Raw genomic sequence first — 18,710 nt, forward strand, 5'->3', positions numbered from 1 at the left:
CGACGCTTCCAGAGCATGCGGAGCGGTGGCCGAGTGGTCGAAGGCGCTCGCCTGGAAAGTGAGTATACGGCAAAACCGTATCGAGGGTTCGAATCCCTCCCGCTCCGCCATCGACCCTTCCATAAGGGTTCGTAGAAGTCCACTGGGATCGACTTTTCTCTCCTGAAATCCAACACTTAGCCGATCAGCTCGGCCACGACCGTCCGCACCCGTCCGAACCAATCCGGCGATTCGGTGGTACGCAAACGTGGTACGCGCGGTCGAAAAACGTGGTATTTTCAGGAGACCGACAATGCTCACCGATACGAAGGTCCGCACGGCCAAGCCGCGGCCCAAATCCTACAAGATCGCCGATTCCAACCGACTCTACCTGCTGGTGACCCCCAGCGGCGGCAAGCTGTGGCGCTGGAATTATTCCTACGACGGCAAGCAGAAGAGCATGGCCTTCGGCGCCTATCCGATCGTCTCGCTCGCCGATGCGCGCGGCAAGCGCGACGAGGCCGTCACGATTCTCAGCGAGGGCCGGGATCCCGCCATCGCCAGGAAGCTCAAGATCGAGGCGAATATCGAGGCTGGACGGATGACGTTCGAGCGCGTTGCGCGCGAATGGCATGGGAATTCCAAGGCGCAATGGGCCAAGATCCACGCATCTGATGTCATCCGCAGCCTCGAGCGCGACGTCTTCCCGACCATCGGCGCGCTGCCGATCGCGCAGTTGACGCCGCCACTCGTGCTGGGCGTGCTGCGCGAGATCGAGGCCCGCGGCGCCATCGAGACCGCCAAGCGGGTCCGGCAGCGGATTTCCGCGGTGTTCGTCTACGGCATCGCCCAAGGGGTCGTGGAGAATGATCCGGCCGAGAGGCTGGGCAAGGTCCTGAGGCCCCTGCGCAAAGGGCGCCAGCCGGCAATCACCGATCTCAACAAGCTGCGCCAGATGATCAAGGATGCCGAAGAGGACAATGCGCGGCCGATAACACGCCTCGCCCTGCGCTTCCTTGCCCTCACTGCGGTCAGGCCGAGCGAGCTGCGTGGTGCCCGCTGGGGCGAATTCGAGGATCTCGACGGCCGCAAGCCCTTGTGGCGCATCCCCGCGGCCCGGATGAAGGGCGATCTCGATCGCAAGGAGGAACCCGACGGCGATCACCTGGTGCCGCTGGCCCGCCAGAGCATCGCGGTGCTGCGGGCGCTCTGGCCGTTGACAGGCGAGGGCGAACTCCTTTTCCCGAGCAATCGGCACACCCACCGCCCGATGAGCGAGAACGCGATCGGCTACCTGCTCAATCGCGCCGGCTACCACGGGCATCATGTGCCACACGGCTTCCGGGCGGCGTTCTCGACCATCATGAACGAATGGGCGGAACGGCAGGGCAAGGACCATGACCGGCAGGTCATCGACCTGATGCTTGCGCATGTTCCAAGGGAGAAGGTCGAAGGCGCCTACAACCGCGCCGCGTACCTGCCACGGCGACGCGAGCTCGCACAGATTTGGGCCGACATGCTACTGAAGGGACTGCCGGCCCCCGCAGTCCTCGTCGAACGACCGGCGAAGATGACCAACGAGTGGTCGCGCCGGATCGTGCCCAAGCCGGTTGCGCGCGACTTCCGGTTTCGTCGGCGCTCCGAGGCGGCCTAAGGGCCGCCTCGGAGCGCCTGCTCATGCCGATGCGTGGCATCCAAGATGGGTCGTGGTCATTCTTCGTGTAGTGCACACTGAATTACTCGGTAGCCAACGCCTCCGCTCGCACCAGACTGGCGATCACGTCGGCAACGTCGGTCTTCCCCTTGATGACCGCCGGATCATTCTTGGGAAAATCGATCCAGCCTTCGTTGAATCCATCGAGCATTCGGATGCGCGGAAGCGGATGGCGCATGCCCTGGGCGCGGAAAATCGCGTCCCACTCATCGCGCGGCACGATCCCCGCACGAACCGGGCGGCCGAGCGCCTCGGAGAAAGCGGCGGCGATATCGTTCGGTGAAACGCGCGTCGGCCCTTCCAGCTGGACCACGCGCACGCCCTTCCAGCGCTCGCGGACCAGCGCTGCCGCAGTGCGGCCGACGTCCCGCGCTGCGACCATCGCAATCCGCCGGTCGAGCGGCTGGAGAAAGCTGCGGATCACGCCCTCCTCGATCGCCGAAGCGACATCCCAGGCGGCATTGTCGAGGAACCAGCCAGCACGCAGGAAAGTGACGGGTATAGGGAGTGTCGCCAGCGCCTGCTCCATCAACGAGCGCTGAGTGAGCAGGTTGTCCTTCTCGGCGTCGGCGCCGATGGTGGAAAGACACACGATCCGGCCGGGCCGCGCGCGTCCGAGCGCATTGCGGACCGCTGCGATCACTCGGCGGGCCTCGGGGTAGCCCGGCTCGGGATCGAAGTCCGACGGGGGCAGGATGAACACGCCCTCGGCACCGGTGAAGGCGGCCGCCAGTGCATCTTCATCCTCCATCGCGGCGACGACCATGTCGCAACCGCGAGCCTTCCAGCCGGCGGCCTTCGCGGCATCGCGTACGACGGCACGGACGGGCAGCACGGCATCGAGCAGCGCTGTTGCCAGCGCACCGCCGACCTTGCCGGTGATTCCGGTGATTGCATACATCATGTGTCTCCTTGGATCTGAGGTCAGGGGTTCGGGGCGGCGCGGCGCCAGGTGATACGCGCGGTCTTGAAGCTTCCGGCGAACAGCGCCGGCCGATCGGTGGCGAGCACCAGCGTGTCGCCGTCGAGCTCGGGGATGCGGAGCTGGCGCTGGCCCTGCCAGTTGGGGAACAGGCTGACGCCCATGCCGTGCTCGACGGTGCCGCGATTCTCGTCGACGCGATAGCGACCGGAATAGGCGAGATAGGAAATGCCGGCTGCGAGATACTCGTCGGCGGCGCCGCGATACATGTCGCCGGCGGCGAAGTCCGCCCGGTCAGGGCTGCTGAGTTGCGCGGACATGTATCCGTCGGGCGTGTAGAGGAGAAAGCCGAGCGGGCGTTCGCCCATCGGCAGGAAGACCTCGCCGGTGTCCACATCGGTCTCGATGCATGAGACGAGCTGCCAGGCGCCGATCAAGGCTTCTCTAAGCGTAGCCGATGCCGGGCGGACGATGTCTTGTTTCATGGGGGCGAACTCCTGGTTCGGCGGCCGAAGGCACGCCGTGCACGATCGAAGGTTGGTGGGATGCGGGCGCTCAGCCGCCTGCGGAGATCCAGCGCAGGGTTTCGAGCCAGAGCGTATGGCCGCGATGCATCCGGCCTTCGTCGGCCTCGCGGAAGGCGGCCGCGCCAGCACCGATGCCCGCCTCGTCCATCGCCACGCGGCAGCCCCGTCCCTCCGGCCTCAGCAGCCAGGTGTGGTAGAAGGCAGGGGCTTCGCCCGACGCGCCGCCGAACCAGCCCAGCCGCCGGCCCGGCACGAACTCATGCACGCGGCTCTCGATTGCGAGACCGAAGGTGGTCCAGCGCCAGCGCACGGCAGGCGCCAGTTCGGTGGCGCCATCGAGCGGCGTCACATTGCGGGCGTTCGGATACCAGTTCGGCCAGGCGGCGACATCGACGATGTGGCGCCATGCGCTCTCGCACGGCACGTCGAGCAGTGCCTCGTTGTGCGCGAACAGGTCCGCATTCTCGGGCTCGAAACCTACCGGCCAGTGGATGTCGCGGTCGCGCGTAGCGAGATCGCGGGCCATCTGCCCTTCGGGTGCCGTCGCAGCGGCGAGTGTGGTTCCGGCGAGTGCCGCGAGCGCTATCCCGCCGGCCAGCGTGGCAACCCTGGCGAGGCGCGGCAGCCGCGTCGGCGGAATCGTGTCGAATGGAGTCTGCATCGTTCTTCTCCTTTCGCGGGAGGTCAGATGCGGCCGAGGCCGCGATAGAGGCCACGCTCGAAGGCGCCGTAGAGCGCCACGACACGATCGTCGTAGAAGGGGAGGATCTGGGTGAAGAGCGCGCCGGTCACCTGACTCACCGGGTCGAGCCAGAAATAGCAGTTGAGCAGACCGGCCCAGCTGATGCTCCCCGCCGCGCGGCCGTTCGGCCCTGGCGCGGTGTTGATGTCGAACGAGAGGCCCCATTTGTGCGGTTGGCCGGGGAACTCGTCGAAACTGTTCGAAAAGCCCGGCTGGGCGCTACGCATTTCGTGGACCGAAAGGTCGCCGATCTGGTTGATCATCATCTGCGCGACCGTTTCAGGCCGCAGGATGCGTGCGCCATCGAGGCTGCCGCCGTTGAGCAGCATCCGCAGGAAGGCCATGTAGTCGCGCGGCGTGCTGAACGCGCCGCCACCGCCCATGAAGAACTCGGGCCGCTGCGGCATTTCGAACGGCGCGGGCGCGAGGCTGCCGTCGGGCTGGCGGTTCGCGAAGGCTGCGAGCCGTGCCTTCTGCGCGCTGCCGATCAGGAAGCCCGAATCCTTCATGCCGAGCGGCGCGAAGATGTTCTCGCGGAAATAGACCTCGAGCGACTGATCGCTGACCTGCTCGACCAGCTTGCCCACCCAGTCCATCGAGATGCCGTATTCCCAGCGCTCGCCCGGCTCGAATTCGAGCGGCGCGGTGAAGGCGGCGTTCTTGCAGGTGGCAATATCCGGCATGCCGGTCGCCGCCTCGTAGCGGGTCAGCGCATCGCTCCAGATCGAGTAGGTGTAGCCCGAGGTGTGAGTCAGCAGGTGGCGCACCGTAATCTGGCGCTTGGCCGGGCGCAGGATCGGCTGGCCCGCGGCGTCGAAGCCCTCGAGGATCGTCGGCGCGGCCAGCTCGGGCAGGATTTCGGCCGCCGGCTGGTCGAGCCGCATCCGTTCCTGCTCGATCAGCTGCATCGCCGCAGTGGCGGTGAATGCCTTCGTCATCGACAGCAGCCAGAAGACGCTGTCGTCGCGCATCGGCGCGCCCGTCTCGAGGTTCGCCCTGCCAGCGGTGCCCCGATAGACGATCCCATCCGACGTTGCGGCCATGGCGGCGACGCCCAGGACGCTCCCGTCGCTCACCGCGCCCGCCAGCGCCGCGTCGATGGCGGAAAAATCGCCCTGCGCGGGTCGAACGAGGGCCGTTGCTGCGTGCGGGACGGCGGCAAGCGCCGTACCGGCGGCGGCCATGCCTCCACGGGCGAGAAAGGCGCGGCGATTCATGTCGTGCATCGAAGCCTCCATCGTTTTCGATGACGGCGAGCATCTGCGGCTCGCGGCCGCACCCCATCTACGCCGCCCACGACAGTGATTGGAGCGCATAAAGATCAATGTTACTGTGCGTCGAAATCATAGTAAGGCGTGCCAATGGCCTTCGATGCGCGGATACTGACCGGCGTGGGCGTCCTCGCGGCGGTGGTCGAGGCGGGGAATTTCGCCCGGGCAGGCGAAGCGCTGGGGCTCACGCCCTCGGGCGTCAGCCGCGCGGTCGCCCGGCTGGAAGCGCGAGTGGGCGTTCGCTTGTTCGACCGCACGCCGCGCACCGCGACGCTGACCGAGGAGGGCCGCCGGTTCTACGGCCAGGTCATGCCGCTACTCGCCGGGATCGAGGAGGCGGCCGGCGAAGCGGCCGGCGCCGCCGCCACGGTGGCCGGCAAGCTCCGGGTCAACATCGATCCGTGGTTCGCGCGCATGGTCCTGGCACCGAATCTGCAGCGTTTCCTCGGTCGCTACCCGGCGCTTTCGCTCGACCTCGTCGTCAGCAATCACCGCGAGGAGATGATGACGGGCGTTGACATCGCTGTCCGCTTCGGTTCGCCGGACGGCGCATCATTGGTGGCACGCAAGATATTGGAGACGCGGGTGATTACCTGTGCCGCGCCTGCCTATCTGGACCGGCGCGGCCTCCCCTCAACACCGCACGAACTGGTCGAGCACGAAACGATCCTGTTCCGCGATCCACAAACGGGGCGCCCTTTTGCTTGGGGATTTGGCCGATACGGCGACGAGTTCGAGGTCGATGTCCGGGGGCGCGTAACGACGGACGATCCCTCCACGGCAGTTGAGGCCTGCCTTGCAGGACAGGGTATCTTCCAGAGCCTAGCGCTCGGGCTCGAGCGTTGGCTGGCCGGTGGCGAACTGGTGGAGATCTTCGCCGACTGGTCCGACGAGACATTTCCGCTCTACGCTTACCATCCGTCGCGACATCTTCCGCCTGCCAAGGTCCGGGCGTTCCTCGATTTTGTAAAGGAGATCGGGTCGCTCCGGATGAACGAGCAGGGGTTCCAGTGACTGCCCGCTTTCACCCGCCACCGCCTCGACAACGGAGCTGGCAGCTAGCGACGAACATTGCTCGCCGAACAGGCGGGATCATCGGATTGCTTCTCGCCAACCATGCGACGGGTTGCGCATCGGTCACTTCCAGCTAATCTGAGAGAGCGCCACGAGGGTGGCGCCGAGGCGTGAGAACCTCGCTTGAGAGAGAAATAGAGATCCGCCCCCTTACGGCCGGGTGGCCGACGCGCATGTCCAAGCCGCTTGCGGCCAAAGGCATCGGCGCATGTCTCAAGCATGTTCTCAACACCCGGCTTTCGCCCGCGTGCGCTCACATTTGTGGGTCAAACGGGCATGGTCGGCAATTCCAGCGCAAGCACTCCAGACTCCGGTAAGCTGGTCGCTCTCGGCCGGCAGCGGCGATGCGCCTGATCGGCAGCCTCCTCAAGCCGGCCACGGTTCCGCGCCTCAGCGACGACGACCCGCTTCCGCCTGAGGATCGTGTCGTCCGCCATGCGATCGGCCTGGATGACCTCTATCGCGTGCATGGACCGCGGCTGCTCCGCTATTTCGCCCGCCGCGCCGATCGGCAGGACGCCAAAGACTTGGTGCATGAGAGCTTCGTCCGGTTCGCGAGCTCCGCGGCGCTCCGCGAACAGACCGTCGATTGTCCGGAAGCCTATCTCAACCAGATCGCCACGAATCTGCTGCGCGACCGCGCCAAGTCGGCGCTTCAACGGTCGCTCGCGCATCATGTCCCTGCGGATGACGTTCCGTTGGCCGGCGCCGATCTCGTCGCAGCGTTGGAGGCTCGCGACAAGCTCAACCGGCTCCAGAACGCACTGATGCGGCTGAAGCCGAAGACCCGCGAGATATTCCTCGCCCATCGCCTCGACGGATTGAGCTACAGGCAGATCGCCGAACGGTCCGGCTTGAGCATCAAGGGCGTCGAGTGGCACATGACGAAGGCGATTGATTATCTTGATCGAGCCCTGAGGCGCTGATGGCAGCGCCAGGTTTGGACTCGGGCGCGCCTGATCCGGTGCGCGAGCAGGCGATTGCCTGGCTCGTCCGGCTTCGTGCGGGTCCGACCGATCGGGAACGCGTCGAGTTCGAGGATTGGTACGCCGCGGATCCCCGTCATGCGGATACCTATGATGCGCTTCTCGACAGCTGGGAGGACACCGCGCTTGCCGCGCAAGTGCCCGCAGCACGGCGCGACCCGCAGCCGGCGCCACGGCATCCATGGATGAAGGTTGCCGTTGTCGCAGCCGCCGTGTTGCTGGTGCTGGCCGCCGGTAGCCTCGTCCTGACGAACAATATGCGTAACGGCACGGACGGACCCGCCATGCTCGCGAGCCGGGTCGGCGAAATCCGCGAGATCGCTCTGGAGGACGGTTCGCGTGTCACGCTCGACACGAACAGCGTCGTGCGCGTGAACTATAATGACGGGCAGCGCCGATTGCGGCTCGAACGAGGGCGAGCCCGGTTCGAGGTAGCCCATGACGCGCGGCGGCCGTTCGTGGTGGTCGCCGGAACGAGCGAGGTCGTGGCGCACGGAACCGTGTTCGATGTCGACCTGCGCGAACGGCAAGCGCTCGTGTCCTTGCTGCAGGGGTCAGTGGAGGTCCGGCAGCCGGCGGCCGCCGGCACGCCCGCCAGGTCGACGATGCTGCGCCCGGGGCAGCAGCTCGCATTCGGCGATACCCGAACCGTGACAGCGCCGGTCGCGATCAGAGCCGCGGAAACCCGCTGGCCTTCGGGGATGCTCTCGTTCGAAGACGTGCCGCTCGCCGAGGTCGTTGCATCGGCGAACCGGTACAATCGGACCCAGATCGTCCTCGGCGACCCGGAGGTTGAAGAGCGCCGCTTCACCGGCACGTTCAGGGCGGGCGAACCGGCGCAACTCGCCGACATGATCGGATCGATGTTCGGCCTGAGCGTCCGGAGAAACCAGGACGGCAACCTCATGCTGACCGCCGCCAAATAAATTCCCAGGGTAATCGCGCACGGTCGGGTCGAAGCCCCCCAAGCAACGCCATCAAGGCGTGCGCAAGGGGGAGACACGAATGTCGATTGTTCCGAAGGTCGCGCTTGCTCTGTCCAATTCCGTCGCCGCGCTCTCCGTGCCGATCAGTCCTGCGGTTGCCGCCCAAGAGCGGCAGCTGACCTACGACCTCCCCGCCCAGCCGCTCACCCAATCGCTTCGCGAGGTTTCAACGCGATCCGGCCGGAACATCGTCGCGCCTGCGGAGCTTCTGCGCGGCAGAACCGCGCCGGCCGTTCGCGGCACCTATCCGGTCCAGGAAGTCGTCGACGCGCTTCTCGCCGGCTCCGGCCTTGTCGCCCGCCGGGTCGGAGACGGGTTGCTGATCGAGCGCGCCCAATCCGGCCGCACTTCAAGCGACGACCAGGCGGAGGGCGAGATCGTGGTCACCGGCTCTCGGATCCGCGGAGCCCCCGTCGCTTCTCCCGTGATCACCCTCGGCGAGCAAGCGATCAGGAATGCAGGGCAGTCAGACCTGGGCGACGTTGCACGCAGCGTTCCCCAGAGCTTCGGCGGGGGACAGAATCCCGGCGTCGGGTTCAACGTGCCGGCAAGCATCGGCGGCAATGTCGGCGGCGGGTCTGCCAGCGCGCGAAGCGGTTGTAGCAGGTAGTTCGCGGGCCATAGCGCTCCGGCAGGTCGCGCCACGGCGCACCGGATCGTAGCACCCAGAAGATGCCGTTCAGGACACGGCGATCATCTACGCGCGGCACGCCTCGCGGCTTGTTCGGCAAAAGTGGCTTGATCACGCGCCACTCAAAGTCAGTCAGATCATATCGGCTCATATAGAGCCTGAATCAGATTCCTTCGTCGAGCTAAAGGCCCTAAGTTGGAAAAGCCTACGGCAATGAGGTGCCAATGACAGATTTTAAAGTGATTGATGTCCCGGCAATGCTGAGCGTTCCGGTCAGTTCATATGACGCGAACGGCAACCAGATTCCCGACGATGGCGAATGGCACCGCCATGTTTCGACAAGTCTGTATGTTTTTGCAGAACTACTGGTGGCCAAAGGGCTGACCCCCGGCAAAAGCACTGTTAGCCGCACGCCCGATCTCGTGATCAAATGGTCCGAGTTGAACGAGACCGGTCAGGCCTTCGTCAAAAAGGCCTTCGATAAGTGGCTCAAATCAATCGATGACGTCCGAACAACCGAAGCAATGATGATCCAGAAACTGGAGAAGCGCTGGCAAAAATTCGTTCAACAGGTCCCCTTGCCATAGTCCGATTTATGGGTTCACGCCCTAGCTCTCGACGCACTTGATCCAGATCGTCGGAGGGACTTCTATCCGCGGTTCAGAGCCATTGCCGGACTTCCGGACGAGTGGCTTGCACGGCGTAATGCAACGCCACAGGTCGACGCAGAAAGCTTCAGGATCTTGATTGAGGGTCTTTCAGCCGACGAGGTTGAACCCTGATGAGCGACCCGAGGCGTAGGTCAGGTTCAACCGCGATCGTCACTATAGCGGCTTGGTTCGACCTTTACGCCTATGGTTCGGAAATCGAAGAGGCATGTTTCGATCCCGCTGATTTTCGTGCGGACAAACCGATTAAGAGGTTGCGGGCGTTCCAGCGTATCGTGCGAGAGAACAGCACCACGATGTTTCCCACGCTCGTAATCAACGATGGAGCGGCAGTGCAAACCAACATCGAAGAGCCGCGCAGCGATAAGGCGTGGCTGTTCATTCAACGGTGTTGGAAACTGTATCGGGAAGCAACCGATGCCGACAATCGTAGCGGCGGTCTTGGCCTGCGTGCGGTGATCGCAGTCGGGCTGAGGGCGAAGGGCGCGCGGGCGGGCATCGTCGCACAGGAAGAGGAGCACACCGCGATCATCGATGCCCTGGCTAGTGGCGAGATCGATCGAGACGAAGCTGTGAAACGCGCGCGCCCCGTGAGGCGGGTCTTCGACATCGCTCCAGCCTTGCAGGCGAATTTCGCATTCACCCGCGCCTACGAGGCCGAAAGCTCTGGCAAAAAGGGTGGGTTCCCAGGACCAGCAATCTACTTGGACACAATGATTTTGAAGGATGGCGCGCCTGATTGGCTTGTTGCTGGTACACCCAAACTCTGGCGGCCGAGCAAAACGTCGCTTTCGACCTTGTTCATCTCGATCGAGGGGATGAGCCCGCCCGACGATGCTACAGCGCGTGCAAGCCTGCGGACTGGACGGGAGCTCCGCGCGCTGCTCAGCTATCCTGGCGGACGCCGCTTCTGCAAGGATTTGTCTTAGGCCGCCCGTCTCCGGGCTGGAAAACGAAAATCGCTTCCCACCGGCGGCGGAACGCGACGACGGCTGATGTTAGCGACCTGCTTCGCTGGCCTATCGAGCAGTACTAAGGGATCGGGCAGCCCATCGCTCAACATCGCCGCCCAGACCGTCGCTAAGTTCCGACGGCGTGGCATGTAGGCCGCGTGATCGTAGGCGCCTTCGACCTTTGCCGCCGGAAGATGCGCGAACATCAGATCGATGATCTGGCGATCATGATCTTTGCCCTCGCGTTCGGCCCACTCGTTCGTGATTGCCGAGAAGGCTGCGCGGAAAATGAGGTCAGCCTCAATTCGTCCACAAACGCCCACGCTCTACCGCAATCTTCCACTGTCGAAACGGGGTTGCCCTGGAAAAATTCTAATAATGTCCAATGAAAACAAAGGATTTTGGCGGAGCGGGAGGGATTCGAACCCAGGCGCTAAGAGCTTGATTTACAACAGCCCAAGTTCGTCCTCGCCCGCCGGATACCACGAAAAGTACCATGGGGACTTTTCCGCCTGAAAACCGGCACTTGTCGGCTCAGTTCGGTTCCCACCATGGTATTCGAACCCACGATACATTTCAAGATTTTGGAGGCTTCCCCATCGGCGTCAGCCGAGCGCCTCCTGGACGAGCGCCAGGGTCTCGAGCCGGGCAAGAAATGCCGTTGCACGGTGCTCGCCGAGCAAAGCAGGCGCCTCCTCCGGCCAGCGATCGAGCGCCAGCCGGACCACGCCGCGCATCTCCGCCTCGATCCAGTCCGGATCAAGGCCAAGATAGGTCGCGACCCGGCGGATCCTGTGGCCGTTCACGGTGGCGAAGGCATGCGTTCCGACGAAACGCAGCGCGAGGGTGTCGTTTGGTTGGTATAGCACCGTCGGCACGATGTCGTAGGCTGGCGACAGGCGGATCTCGCCCGGCCGCGGGAAAATGAACGACCAGTTCTTGAGATGGTTGTCGCCGTTGCCGATCAGGACGTCGGCGACCACGCGGCGCAAGCCCTGGAGCACGTCGGCGCGCCAGTCGGTGCTGAAACGCCGGATCATGTTCAGCACCGTCTCGGTGGTCGCCNTCGNGTATTTGCGCTCGCCGGTCGCACCGACGATCTGGCCCGCGTCCTCGATGTGCGTGCGATCGCCGCCGGGCTCTCGGTCAAAACGATCGACCACCAGGACCGATGAGCCGTGGGCGAGCAACTCCGCCGGAATGCCGTCGACGGCATCGGCCGGCACCAGCCGGCAATCGGCGGTCTCGACGCCGATGCTGCGTGTCAGCTGCATCGCGGCGAACTCAGCCTCCGGCAACCCGGGATAGCGCTCGCTCGGAACTTTGAGGATGCAGCGGCCGGTGCCCATCCGGCCCGGAACCGTCAGCCGTTCGCCATCAGCCTGGGCAACGAACTTGAGTTGCACGCCGGCCAGCGAGAACTTGACGATGCCTTCCGGCCGCGGGGTTTCGAAGCCGTGGATGCGCTCCAGCCGCAACGGCCCGGCCGAATCCGGCGTGCCGGTTTCGGGTACGACCAGCACCGCCCCCGGCAGGTCGCCGCCGAGCCGCAGCAGCAGGTCGAACTGGTCGTGATTGCCGGGCCCCATCTCGGCCATCACCAATTCGCGCAGCGCGCCTTCGGGCAGGAGGCCGGAGAACCAGGGCGGCAGGAAGCCGTGCAGGCCGATCTTGTTGCCGCGGTCGGCGAGCCGCGCCCGGGTCTGTTCATCGTCGCCCGGGACGACCCAGCTGAGACTAAAGACCGGCCGGGCGGGATCGCGCAGATAGGCTTCGTCAACGACGAACGAGGTCGCGCCATCGCGGTCGCGGGTGAGCGTGCCCACCCGCGTCACCTGGTCCTTCGGCCCGAGCAGATGAACGCCAAGGACAGCGGCGGTTGCCATCAATCATCTCCGTTTTCGTCGGAGAGATCGACGAAGACGTCCTCGAAGGCCGATCCCGTGGTGTTCCCGCCGCGCGTAACCTGCTGCGGCGCGATCAGTGCGCGCACTTCGGCCGCGCGGGCCGCCGGCACCAATAGCGGCACCAAGCCGAGGGCATCGCAAATCTCGGCTACGAGCGTCAGCCGGTCACGGCTGGCGCGATTGTTGCGCAGGCCGCGTTCCAGTTCGGAAATGCGCGCGCGATCGCGCCCCAGTCGGCTCGCGAGCTCGGGTTGCGTCAGCCCGCGGGCGCGGCGGGCGTTCCGCAGATCGTCGCCCAGCTGCTTCAGTATCTCGGCATTCATCCGAAATTCCGCTCGTTTTTCACAAATAAGCGTCATTCCGCTATTTCATCGAGAGCGAAAAGGCAAGCGCAATACCGCTCTTTCAGGCTACTAGGAGCGGAATTCCGCTCATTTTGGGTCGCCAACATCCCGGGAGCGGGGAGGAGGTCTCGGCGCCGAGCGGGCACTTCCATACACTTCCCCGCCAAAGGGCCGGCGAACTTGGCGTAACGCGCGGGCTATCGCCGACCCGGAGCCAAGGATGGTCGTGCCCGGAGTGGCCGGCTCAGCCCCCTTCCAGCAGCGACGCCAGCTCAAGCAGCTTGAGCCGGACGGTGCCCAGGTCCAGCGCGATGCGCAAATGCCCGCGACCGGCTGCCACGAGAATGGCCCTCAGCACCTCGTCGGAATGACGGGCCAGCGATACCAAGTGGTCGCCCTTCGGCACATGGGTTGCCGCCAGCCAGTGCTTGACCGTGCGCTCGCTCGCCCCCGTCCACTTCATCGCAGTCTTCGTAGCCCTGTGGCTTGCGCCCAGTTCGGCAATCAGCGCCTGCGATATCATAATCGCCAGGCCGGCCTCGCCGCTCTCGGAATGTAATTTGTTGCCCGTTTTCGGAAACATCTTTCCGGCCCTTTCCCGCTATGTCGCTCACCGTGCGGGCGGACGTCCTGCGCTCGCGCAATCTCATGGAAATCGTCGGGTACCCGCCGCACGATGAACAGTGAGGTCGGTGCCTGGTGAGTCGGCTAGAGGAGCAGAACCGGCATTCCGATGAAGCGACGGTGGTTCGCGCCGCCGAGTATGTCCGGATGTCTACCGACCATCAGCGCTATTCGACCGAGAACCAGGCGGAGGCCATCCGTCACTACGCCACGGCACGCGGCTTCGAGATCGTCCGGACCTATGCCGACGAAGGCAAGAGCGGTCTCCGGATCGACGGCCGCGACGCGCTCAAGCGCCTCATCGAGGACGTCGGCGCGGGAACGACCGACTTCAAGGCGATCCTCGTCTACGACGTCAGCCGCTGGGGTCGCTTCCAGGATGCCGACGAGAGCGCCTATTACGAATATATCTGCCGCCGTGCAGGAATCGCCGTCCACTACTGCGCCGAGCAATTCGAGAATGACGGCAGCCCGATCTCGACGATCGTCAAGGGCGTCAAGCGCGCCATGGCCGGCGAATATAGCCGGGAGTTGTCCGCCAAGGTCTTCGCCGGTCAATGCCGGCTAATCGAGCTCGGCTTCAGGCAGGGCGGCCCGGCCGGGTTCGGGCTGCGGCGCGTCCTTGTGGATCAGTCCGGATCGATCAAGGGCGGACTCGAACGCGGCGAGCAGAAGAGCATCCAGACGGATCGCGTCAATACGACTGTGGCTTCGCGCTTACGAGTCCACGGCCTAAATGTCGCGGGACCGGTACGGACACGGTCTTGCGCGTGTGCTTGGCTTGATTAATCGGCTACGATCAGAGTGGCGAGAACCCGACTGAAAAGCTGCGGGTATCGATCCATCCGCGTCTCGATCCCTGGAATGCCGACTAGAATGAGGCCCCATCAATAGCGATCGAAAAGGTCGCGCATGTACGCCAGCCCCGTCGTTGTCAGGCGTTCGGCCTCATCCGCATAAAGAGTTTGGCCTGCCTTCGGCATCGTCTGAGAGACCTGCGCACACGGCAGCGTAGGGCAACACTTCAGCTGTTCCAGTGTGATTTAACGAAAGCGGGGACCTTATCAGACAAGCCTTTCCAAGCCGCTTGCCCGGTAGAAGCGTTCACGACGAAAAGACAGTCATCGGTTTTGAGCAGGGGCGCGATCTGGTCGCGTGCCTCCGAGGCCGTGAGAGCCGAGTCGATATACCAGAAGCTCGTGCTGACACGCGCCCAGCTGCCCAACCCCTTGATTTTGGCCGTAACTGCCTCGCCGTTCTCCGCTGTGTTCTCGAGTTTGCAGAAGATCTGAATATTGTTGGCCACGCCTAATCCGTTTCCTGTAATCGCCGGTGCGCCTAGGCTACTTTTCTTAATAACCCAAGCTGTCGTCGAATCTCCCCCCAGTCTCTGATTTTTTCGGCCAAGCCGCTTGCCTTGAAATCGGCATGGTCGAAGGTCAGTCGCAGGTGCTTCTCGACCTCCGATCGCTTCGCTTGCGGCACGAGCCAGTCTCCGACGCGGCTCTGCAAAGCGATGCCCAGAGCCGCGATGAGGTCATGGCCGTTGGTAAGCTGCCAGAGGTCGAAATCGATGGGGGTGTAATGGTCGATGTGGGCGCGTAGCGCCTTCTTGGCAGCATTGCTCGAGTGCTAGCCTGATGAGACCTTTTCGATCATCGCATCAACGTCGAGCGTATGGCCATCTCCTCGACCAGTTCCCTACCACCGGAGACGGACAATGAACCGCAACCTCCTGGCAAGCCTGCTCGCTACAGCCGCGCCCTCCATCGTTGGATCGCTCCTTCTTGCATCGCCCGTTCAGGCACTCCGGTCTTCGATTCCGCCAATTACGCCTAGAACATCCTGCAGGCAGCCCGCGCGCTGACCCAGATCAATAACCAGATCCGGTCGCTTCAGAACGAAGCGACGATGATCGCGGGGGGTTAGGCAAGCAACTCGACCGACTCGATTTCTCGACCCTGACCGGATCGCCGACGCGCTTCGGGATATCGACCGGCTGATCCGCGAAGCGCGGGGCGTCGGTTTTGACTTCGACCGTCTCGACGATACCGCCGGATGTTTCCCGACGATTCGAGGAAATGGCGACAAGGGCCGAGGCAGTTCGCACCGCCACCGAACGCCTGCGGGGGGAGCGGGAAGCATTGCATCACACGATGACCGTCCAGGCCCGTATCGTCGAAGACGCCCGCATGCCATAGTCACCTTGGAGGGTTGTCTTGAGCCCGTTGATTGGAGGAGCAGGGCAAGGCCGGTCAGCATGCGCTCGCGCGGGGCAGCCGTGTCCAGGCTGTTGAGAGCGGTCCAGACCATGTCTTTGATCTGCGGGTCAATCGCCTGCCCCTTGTCGATCTCTACATCAAGCCATTGCCTTTTAAGCTATATGACTGACCTCGACACACAATCACATGGTCATGCAGATTGACGTCTACCGTAGAGAGCGCCTGCGACAACATTCGGGTAGCGATGATATCCGCCCGGCTGGGTGTGGCGTCGCCAGATGGGTGGTTGTGGGCGACGATGACGGCCGCCGCGCATATGTCGATCGATCGGACGATGATGTCGCGCACGTTGAAATGGGTTGTCGTTAGGGTTCCATTCCAGATCATGTCGTCGCTGATCAGGCGGTTACGGCAGTCCAGAAACAGCGCCCGGAACTGCTCCGATGTCAGGCTGGACATTGAGATTTGCAGATAGGTGGTCAGGCTTGACCAGTTGGCGAGGACGGGCTGTTCTCGCACCTCCTCACTTGCCGCAGCGAGCATGGCTTCACGGCACGCGGCCAGGATCTCGATCACCTCCGGCCACTCGCCCATCGCGCGGGCCTGTGCAAAGCCACTGGCGGAAAAAACGCGGGATATCGAACCGAAATATTCCAGAAGCCTATCGGCCAAAATTTGGGCCATCTCCGGTTCGACGAGGCCTATCAGCGTGATGAGGCGCTCTCGTCCTCGAGTGGGCCATGCCCCAGCCAATAGGTTCGACTGCCCAGACAGAGCGTCAGGAGCATAGGATAGGCCCATATCGGCTGCAGGTTCATGTAAACCTTGGGAAGAATGGCGGAACTCGTGATTGTCGCGACGTGAGTGAGCACGGCGACCAGGTGGAATGCGGTGATCCATAGTGGCCAGAACCGATCGCTGAGCGCAGCGAGAAGGAAGAAGGCGATAAGCGCGGCGATGTCGATCGCAAGGATCGCATACTGTGTTCCCTCCCAGCGCGGATTGAGACCGCCAGCTGGCAATGTGAGCAGGGATCCGGCGATTATAATGATCGCCCCACAGCGCTCATCTGTTCCGCCTCGCGAGAACGCGTATCCACTCGCGACCAGCAGCGCCAGCAGGTACATGAGCATATGGACCATGCCTAACGATCCGGGGAAATTGGGCGGTCGTCAAGCATGGCCCCTATGGTCAGGCCGCCTGGGCAACCACGCGCAGGCCCCCGGCGTCGGCTGCCTCTTTCGGCACGAGACCGCCCAGTGCCACCTCGCGGAGGCCAATGCGATCCTTCACCCCCGCCAATTCGCGATGCGTGGCGATGATCTTGCGGCGCGCGGAGACGAGCGCCACCAGAACCTCCGCAGCTTGTTCCAGAGCTTCCTGTCCAACCTCTGCGGCGATGTTCGCCTCAATGCGGGCGGCGGGCATTGCGCCCGTCAATCCCGCCACGTCGGCCAAAGCGAGATCGATTGAACGTTCGCTGGCCATCAGCTGGTCAGCGATCTTCTGCGCGGCATTCCGACGATCCTTGAGCATAAGTCCCCCCTTTCGCGCCGTCGGCGCGATCAGCATTCTCGGTTGTCCGGATGATCAGCCCAGTCGGGCTGACAGCATGATAAGGCTGGCCACCAGCGCATCGAAGGTGAGGACCAGCAGATACAGCAGCAGGATCGATCCGGCGGCGATTGCCATGATCCATCCCACGCGTTGCCAAAAGCCTAGGTCATTATATGGCCTCCCCCGTGTGGGAACCGGCCAGGCAGCCTTCGCATCCAGAGAGGTGGTCATTCCACTGACCCCCTCTTGCGGCTCAGGCAACTCCTGGGACCGTGCTCCGGTTTGGTCGATGCCATGGGAGGCTGCGGCAGCTGTTTCGGCAAGGTCGGTCGGTTGGTGCCCCAATCTTTGGGGGGTATCATCGAGATGCAATGCGGCCCACTTCGCCGCGTCTATCCTGGAACCAACCCCCAGAATGCGCATGGCTTCCTTGATGCGATCATCGACGGTGTGGTGGGATAGACCGAGCTCGATCGCTATCTGCTTGGACGATTTATGTTCGAGAACCAGGGTAAGGCAGGCCCGCATTCCGGGCGTCAGATTTCCGATTCTAGCGCGATCCATCCGGCAGCCATGCGATCCAATTTCGTACTTTTTGTTAACGCGCCCGCAACCATATCGCTCACCGGTAGGCGAAGGGGGGCGGTGGCCGCAAGCAGCGGTCGTGTATCCGTGGCTAATTGTTAAATCTGTGTCCTCATAGGCACATGACGCCGGAGCCGGGGGCCGGTAGCCAAGGCTGCTGAGGGGGCGGACGGTGTAAAATAGTGCTGCCGCCAAGCCCCGATTAGTACCTTGGCCTCGGCGAGGCTGTAGAAAATCTCGCTGCTGAGCGGTTCGTCTCGAAGCGATTCGTTAAAGCTTTCGTTAGGAGCGGCGACAAGTGGATGAGGATGACGACGCCCATGAGCGATAGGAGCGGGGGTGTCCCAGCTTCTACGTGCCTGATAGAATTTGCCCCTGCACCTCGCGGGGCGGCGTCTTGTCGAGCAGCGTCAGGGCGGTGAAGGCTAGGCCGGGACGGGTGAAGGTCTCGCTGCGGTCATACCAGCGCAGCTCCTGCAGCCGCTTTTCCAGCGGCTCGGCGACCTGATCCTGCATCTCCTGCGCAGTCGCGCCGGGCCATGCCGTGACCACGGTCATGACCTTGATGGTGAAGCTCGGATCTTCGGCGCGCCCAAGGCTCAGAAACGAGAAGATCCCAGCGCCGACGATCGCGATCAGGAAGAACAGGGTGATGGATCTCTCGTGGGCCGCGAGCGCGGAGAGGTTGAAGCCGCGCTTCTCGGACGCAGGGGTGGCAGGGGTATGCTCGCTCATCGCGCCGCTCCAGCCACGGGAGCCGTGATGCGGACGGCCTGCCCTTGGTGCAGCATATGCGCGCCCATCGCCACGAAGTGCTCACCGGCCTTTAGACCCGATGTGATCGTCGCGGTCTCTTCAGCGATGCCGGAAATGCGCACCGGCGCGCCGCGCCAACAGCCAGCACCGACTTTATGAGTTCACGACCTAGTCACCCGGAACTGTAATCCGTATCATTGACCCGGATTCATTTGGGGAGATGAGCGATGGCAGGGCGGCAGGCGGATGCGGTGGTGTTGAG

General features: G+C 63.7%; 20 protein-coding genes, 1 tRNA gene and 3 pseudogenes. 9 read left to right on the plus strand and 15 right to left on the minus strand.

Translation table 11 applies throughout. The annotated features are described in order from the left end of the window. The first annotated feature begins 19 nt into the window (after positions 1-19). A tRNA-Ser gene (locus BHE75_RS05355) sits at positions 20-110 on the plus strand. A 182-nt stretch (positions 111-292) separates the two neighbouring features. Further along, a complete protein-coding gene (locus BHE75_RS05360) occupies positions 293-1,633 on the plus strand; it encodes a tyrosine-type recombinase/integrase (RefSeq protein ID WP_070932910.1) in 1,341 nt (446 codons plus the stop codon). Positions 1,634-1,715: 82 nt separating this feature from the next. On the opposite strand, the gene BHE75_RS05365 is transcribed toward BHE75_RS05360, so the two are convergent. The 4 genes from BHE75_RS05365 to BHE75_RS05380 all read right to left on the minus strand — a co-directional run bounded on the left by BHE75_RS05365 (position 1,716) and on the right by BHE75_RS05380 (position 5,110). Further along, positions 1,716-2,597, minus strand: a complete 882-nt coding sequence (locus tag BHE75_RS05365) for an NmrA family NAD(P)-binding protein (RefSeq protein ID WP_368073060.1) — start codon at positions 2,595-2,597, stop codon at positions 1,716-1,718. Between the two features lie 20 nt (positions 2,598-2,617). Further along, positions 2,618-3,100 (minus strand): lipocalin-like domain-containing protein, encoded by a 483-nt coding sequence (locus tag BHE75_RS05370; protein ID WP_070932915.1) that lies wholly within the window; start codon positions 3,098-3,100, stop codon positions 2,618-2,620. A 70-nt stretch (positions 3,101-3,170) separates the two neighbouring features. Continuing rightward, positions 3,171-3,803: an SRPBCC family protein gene (locus tag BHE75_RS05375; protein ID WP_070932917.1), complete on the minus strand. Its 633-nt coding sequence runs from the start codon at positions 3,801-3,803 to the stop codon at positions 3,171-3,173. Positions 3,804-3,826: 23 nt separating this feature from the next. Beyond that, a complete protein-coding gene (locus BHE75_RS05380; RefSeq protein ID WP_070935522.1) occupies positions 3,827-5,110 on the minus strand; it encodes a serine hydrolase domain-containing protein in 1,284 nt (427 codons plus the stop codon). A 135-nt stretch (positions 5,111-5,245) separates the two neighbouring features. On the opposite strand from BHE75_RS05380, the gene BHE75_RS05385 reads away from it, so the two are divergent. From BHE75_RS05385 to BHE75_RS05400, 4 genes are all read left to right on the plus strand, one after another. Further along, the gene (locus BHE75_RS05385; protein ID WP_070932919.1) at positions 5,246-6,169 is read left to right on the plus strand and encodes a LysR family transcriptional regulator; all 924 of its coding nucleotides are present in this window, start codon (positions 5,246-5,248) and stop codon (positions 6,167-6,169) included. A gap of 404 nt (positions 6,170-6,573) precedes the next feature. Continuing rightward, positions 6,574-7,155 (plus strand): RNA polymerase sigma factor, encoded by a 582-nt coding sequence (locus tag BHE75_RS05390; RefSeq protein WP_070932922.1) that lies wholly within the window; start codon positions 6,574-6,576, stop codon positions 7,153-7,155. Next, positions 7,155-8,141: a FecR family protein gene (locus BHE75_RS05395; RefSeq protein ID WP_084652948.1), complete on the plus strand. Its 987-nt coding sequence runs from the start codon at positions 7,155-7,157 to the stop codon at positions 8,139-8,141. The genes BHE75_RS05390 and BHE75_RS05395 overlap by 1 nt, the downstream gene beginning before the upstream one ends. 79 nt (positions 8,142-8,220) lie before the next feature. After that, positions 8,221-8,811 (plus strand): STN domain-containing protein, encoded by a 591-nt coding sequence (locus BHE75_RS05400; RefSeq protein ID WP_070932926.1) that lies wholly within the window; start codon positions 8,221-8,223, stop codon positions 8,809-8,811. On the opposite strand, the pseudogene BHE75_RS23080 reads toward BHE75_RS05400, so the two are convergent. Further along, a pseudogene (locus BHE75_RS23080) lies at positions 8,780-8,983 on the minus strand (transposase); the annotation flags it as partial. The gene BHE75_RS05400 and the pseudogene BHE75_RS23080 sit on opposite strands and share 32 nt — an antisense overlap. 73 nt (positions 8,984-9,056) lie before the next feature. On the opposite strand from BHE75_RS23080, the gene BHE75_RS05405 reads away from it, so the two are divergent. Both BHE75_RS05405 and BHE75_RS05410 read left to right on the plus strand, forming a co-directional pair. Further along, a complete protein-coding gene (locus BHE75_RS05405) occupies positions 9,057-9,419 on the plus strand; it encodes a hypothetical protein (RefSeq protein ID WP_139181649.1) in 363 nt (120 codons plus the stop codon). Positions 9,420-9,613: 194 nt separating this feature from the next. Then, on the plus strand, positions 9,614-10,429 hold the full coding sequence (locus BHE75_RS05410; protein ID WP_070932929.1) for a hypothetical protein: 816 nt from the start codon (positions 9,614-9,616) through the stop codon (positions 10,427-10,429). Positions 10,430-11,058: 629 nt separating this feature from the next. Here BHE75_RS05410 and BHE75_RS05415 read toward each other — a convergent pair. From BHE75_RS05415 to BHE75_RS05425, 3 genes are all read right to left on the minus strand, one after another. Then, complete coding sequence (locus BHE75_RS05415; RefSeq protein WP_070932931.1) at positions 11,059-12,339, minus strand: type II toxin-antitoxin system HipA family toxin; 1,281 nt, start codon at positions 12,337-12,339, stop codon at positions 11,059-11,061. Next, on the minus strand, positions 12,339-12,683 hold the full coding sequence (locus BHE75_RS05420; RefSeq protein ID WP_070932933.1) for a helix-turn-helix domain-containing protein: 345 nt from the start codon (positions 12,681-12,683) through the stop codon (positions 12,339-12,341). Before BHE75_RS05420 ends, BHE75_RS05415 begins: the two co-directional genes overlap by 1 nt. 265 nt (positions 12,684-12,948) lie before the next feature. After that, positions 12,949-13,287: a hypothetical protein gene (locus tag BHE75_RS05425; protein ID WP_070932936.1), complete on the minus strand. Its 339-nt coding sequence runs from the start codon at positions 13,285-13,287 to the stop codon at positions 12,949-12,951. A gap of 116 nt (positions 13,288-13,403) precedes the next feature. On the opposite strand from BHE75_RS05425, the pseudogene BHE75_RS05430 reads away from it, so the two are divergent. Then, positions 13,404-14,033 (plus strand): annotated as a pseudogene (locus tag BHE75_RS05430) (recombinase family protein); the annotation flags it as partial. Between the two features lie 319 nt (positions 14,034-14,352). Here the strand turns inward: BHE75_RS05430 and BHE75_RS05435 are convergent. The 7 genes and pseudogenes from BHE75_RS05435 to BHE75_RS05460 all read right to left on the minus strand — a co-directional run bounded on the left by BHE75_RS05435 (position 14,353) and on the right by BHE75_RS05460 (position 18,427). Then, complete coding sequence (locus tag BHE75_RS05435; protein WP_070932938.1) at positions 14,353-14,634, minus strand: hypothetical protein; 282 nt, start codon at positions 14,632-14,634, stop codon at positions 14,353-14,355. 1,048 nt (positions 14,635-15,682) lie between these two features. Beyond that, positions 15,683-16,234: a JAB domain-containing protein gene (locus BHE75_RS05440; RefSeq protein WP_070932940.1), complete on the minus strand. Its 552-nt coding sequence runs from the start codon at positions 16,232-16,234 to the stop codon at positions 15,683-15,685. Between the two features lie 20 nt (positions 16,235-16,254). Then, positions 16,255-16,692, minus strand: a complete 438-nt coding sequence (locus BHE75_RS24380) for a hypothetical protein (protein ID WP_070932942.1) — start codon at positions 16,690-16,692, stop codon at positions 16,255-16,257. Between the two features lie 49 nt (positions 16,693-16,741). Next, positions 16,742-17,086 (minus strand): hypothetical protein, encoded by a 345-nt coding sequence (locus tag BHE75_RS05450; RefSeq protein ID WP_070935524.1) that lies wholly within the window; start codon positions 17,084-17,086, stop codon positions 16,742-16,744. A gap of 54 nt (positions 17,087-17,140) precedes the next feature. Further along, positions 17,141-17,671 carry a helix-turn-helix domain-containing protein gene (locus tag BHE75_RS05455; RefSeq protein ID WP_084653455.1) on the minus strand — a complete coding sequence of 177 codons (531 nt, stop codon included), beginning with the start codon at positions 17,669-17,671 and terminating at the stop codon, positions 17,141-17,143. Positions 17,672-17,821: 150 nt separating this feature from the next. Further along, positions 17,822-17,973: pseudogene (locus tag BHE75_RS23085) on the minus strand (integrase core domain-containing protein); the annotation flags it as partial. A gap of 70 nt (positions 17,974-18,043) precedes the next feature. Next, entirely contained in the window at positions 18,044-18,427 is a 384-nt protein-coding gene (locus BHE75_RS05460) for an efflux RND transporter permease subunit (RefSeq protein WP_070932946.1), read from the minus strand. Positions 18,428-18,710 lie beyond the last annotated feature (283 nt).

This window comes from Edaphosphingomonas haloaromaticamans (assembly GCF_001853345.1).
GTDB classification, from domain to species: domain Bacteria; phylum Pseudomonadota; class Alphaproteobacteria; order Sphingomonadales; family Sphingomonadaceae; genus Sphingomonas_E; species Sphingomonas_E fennica.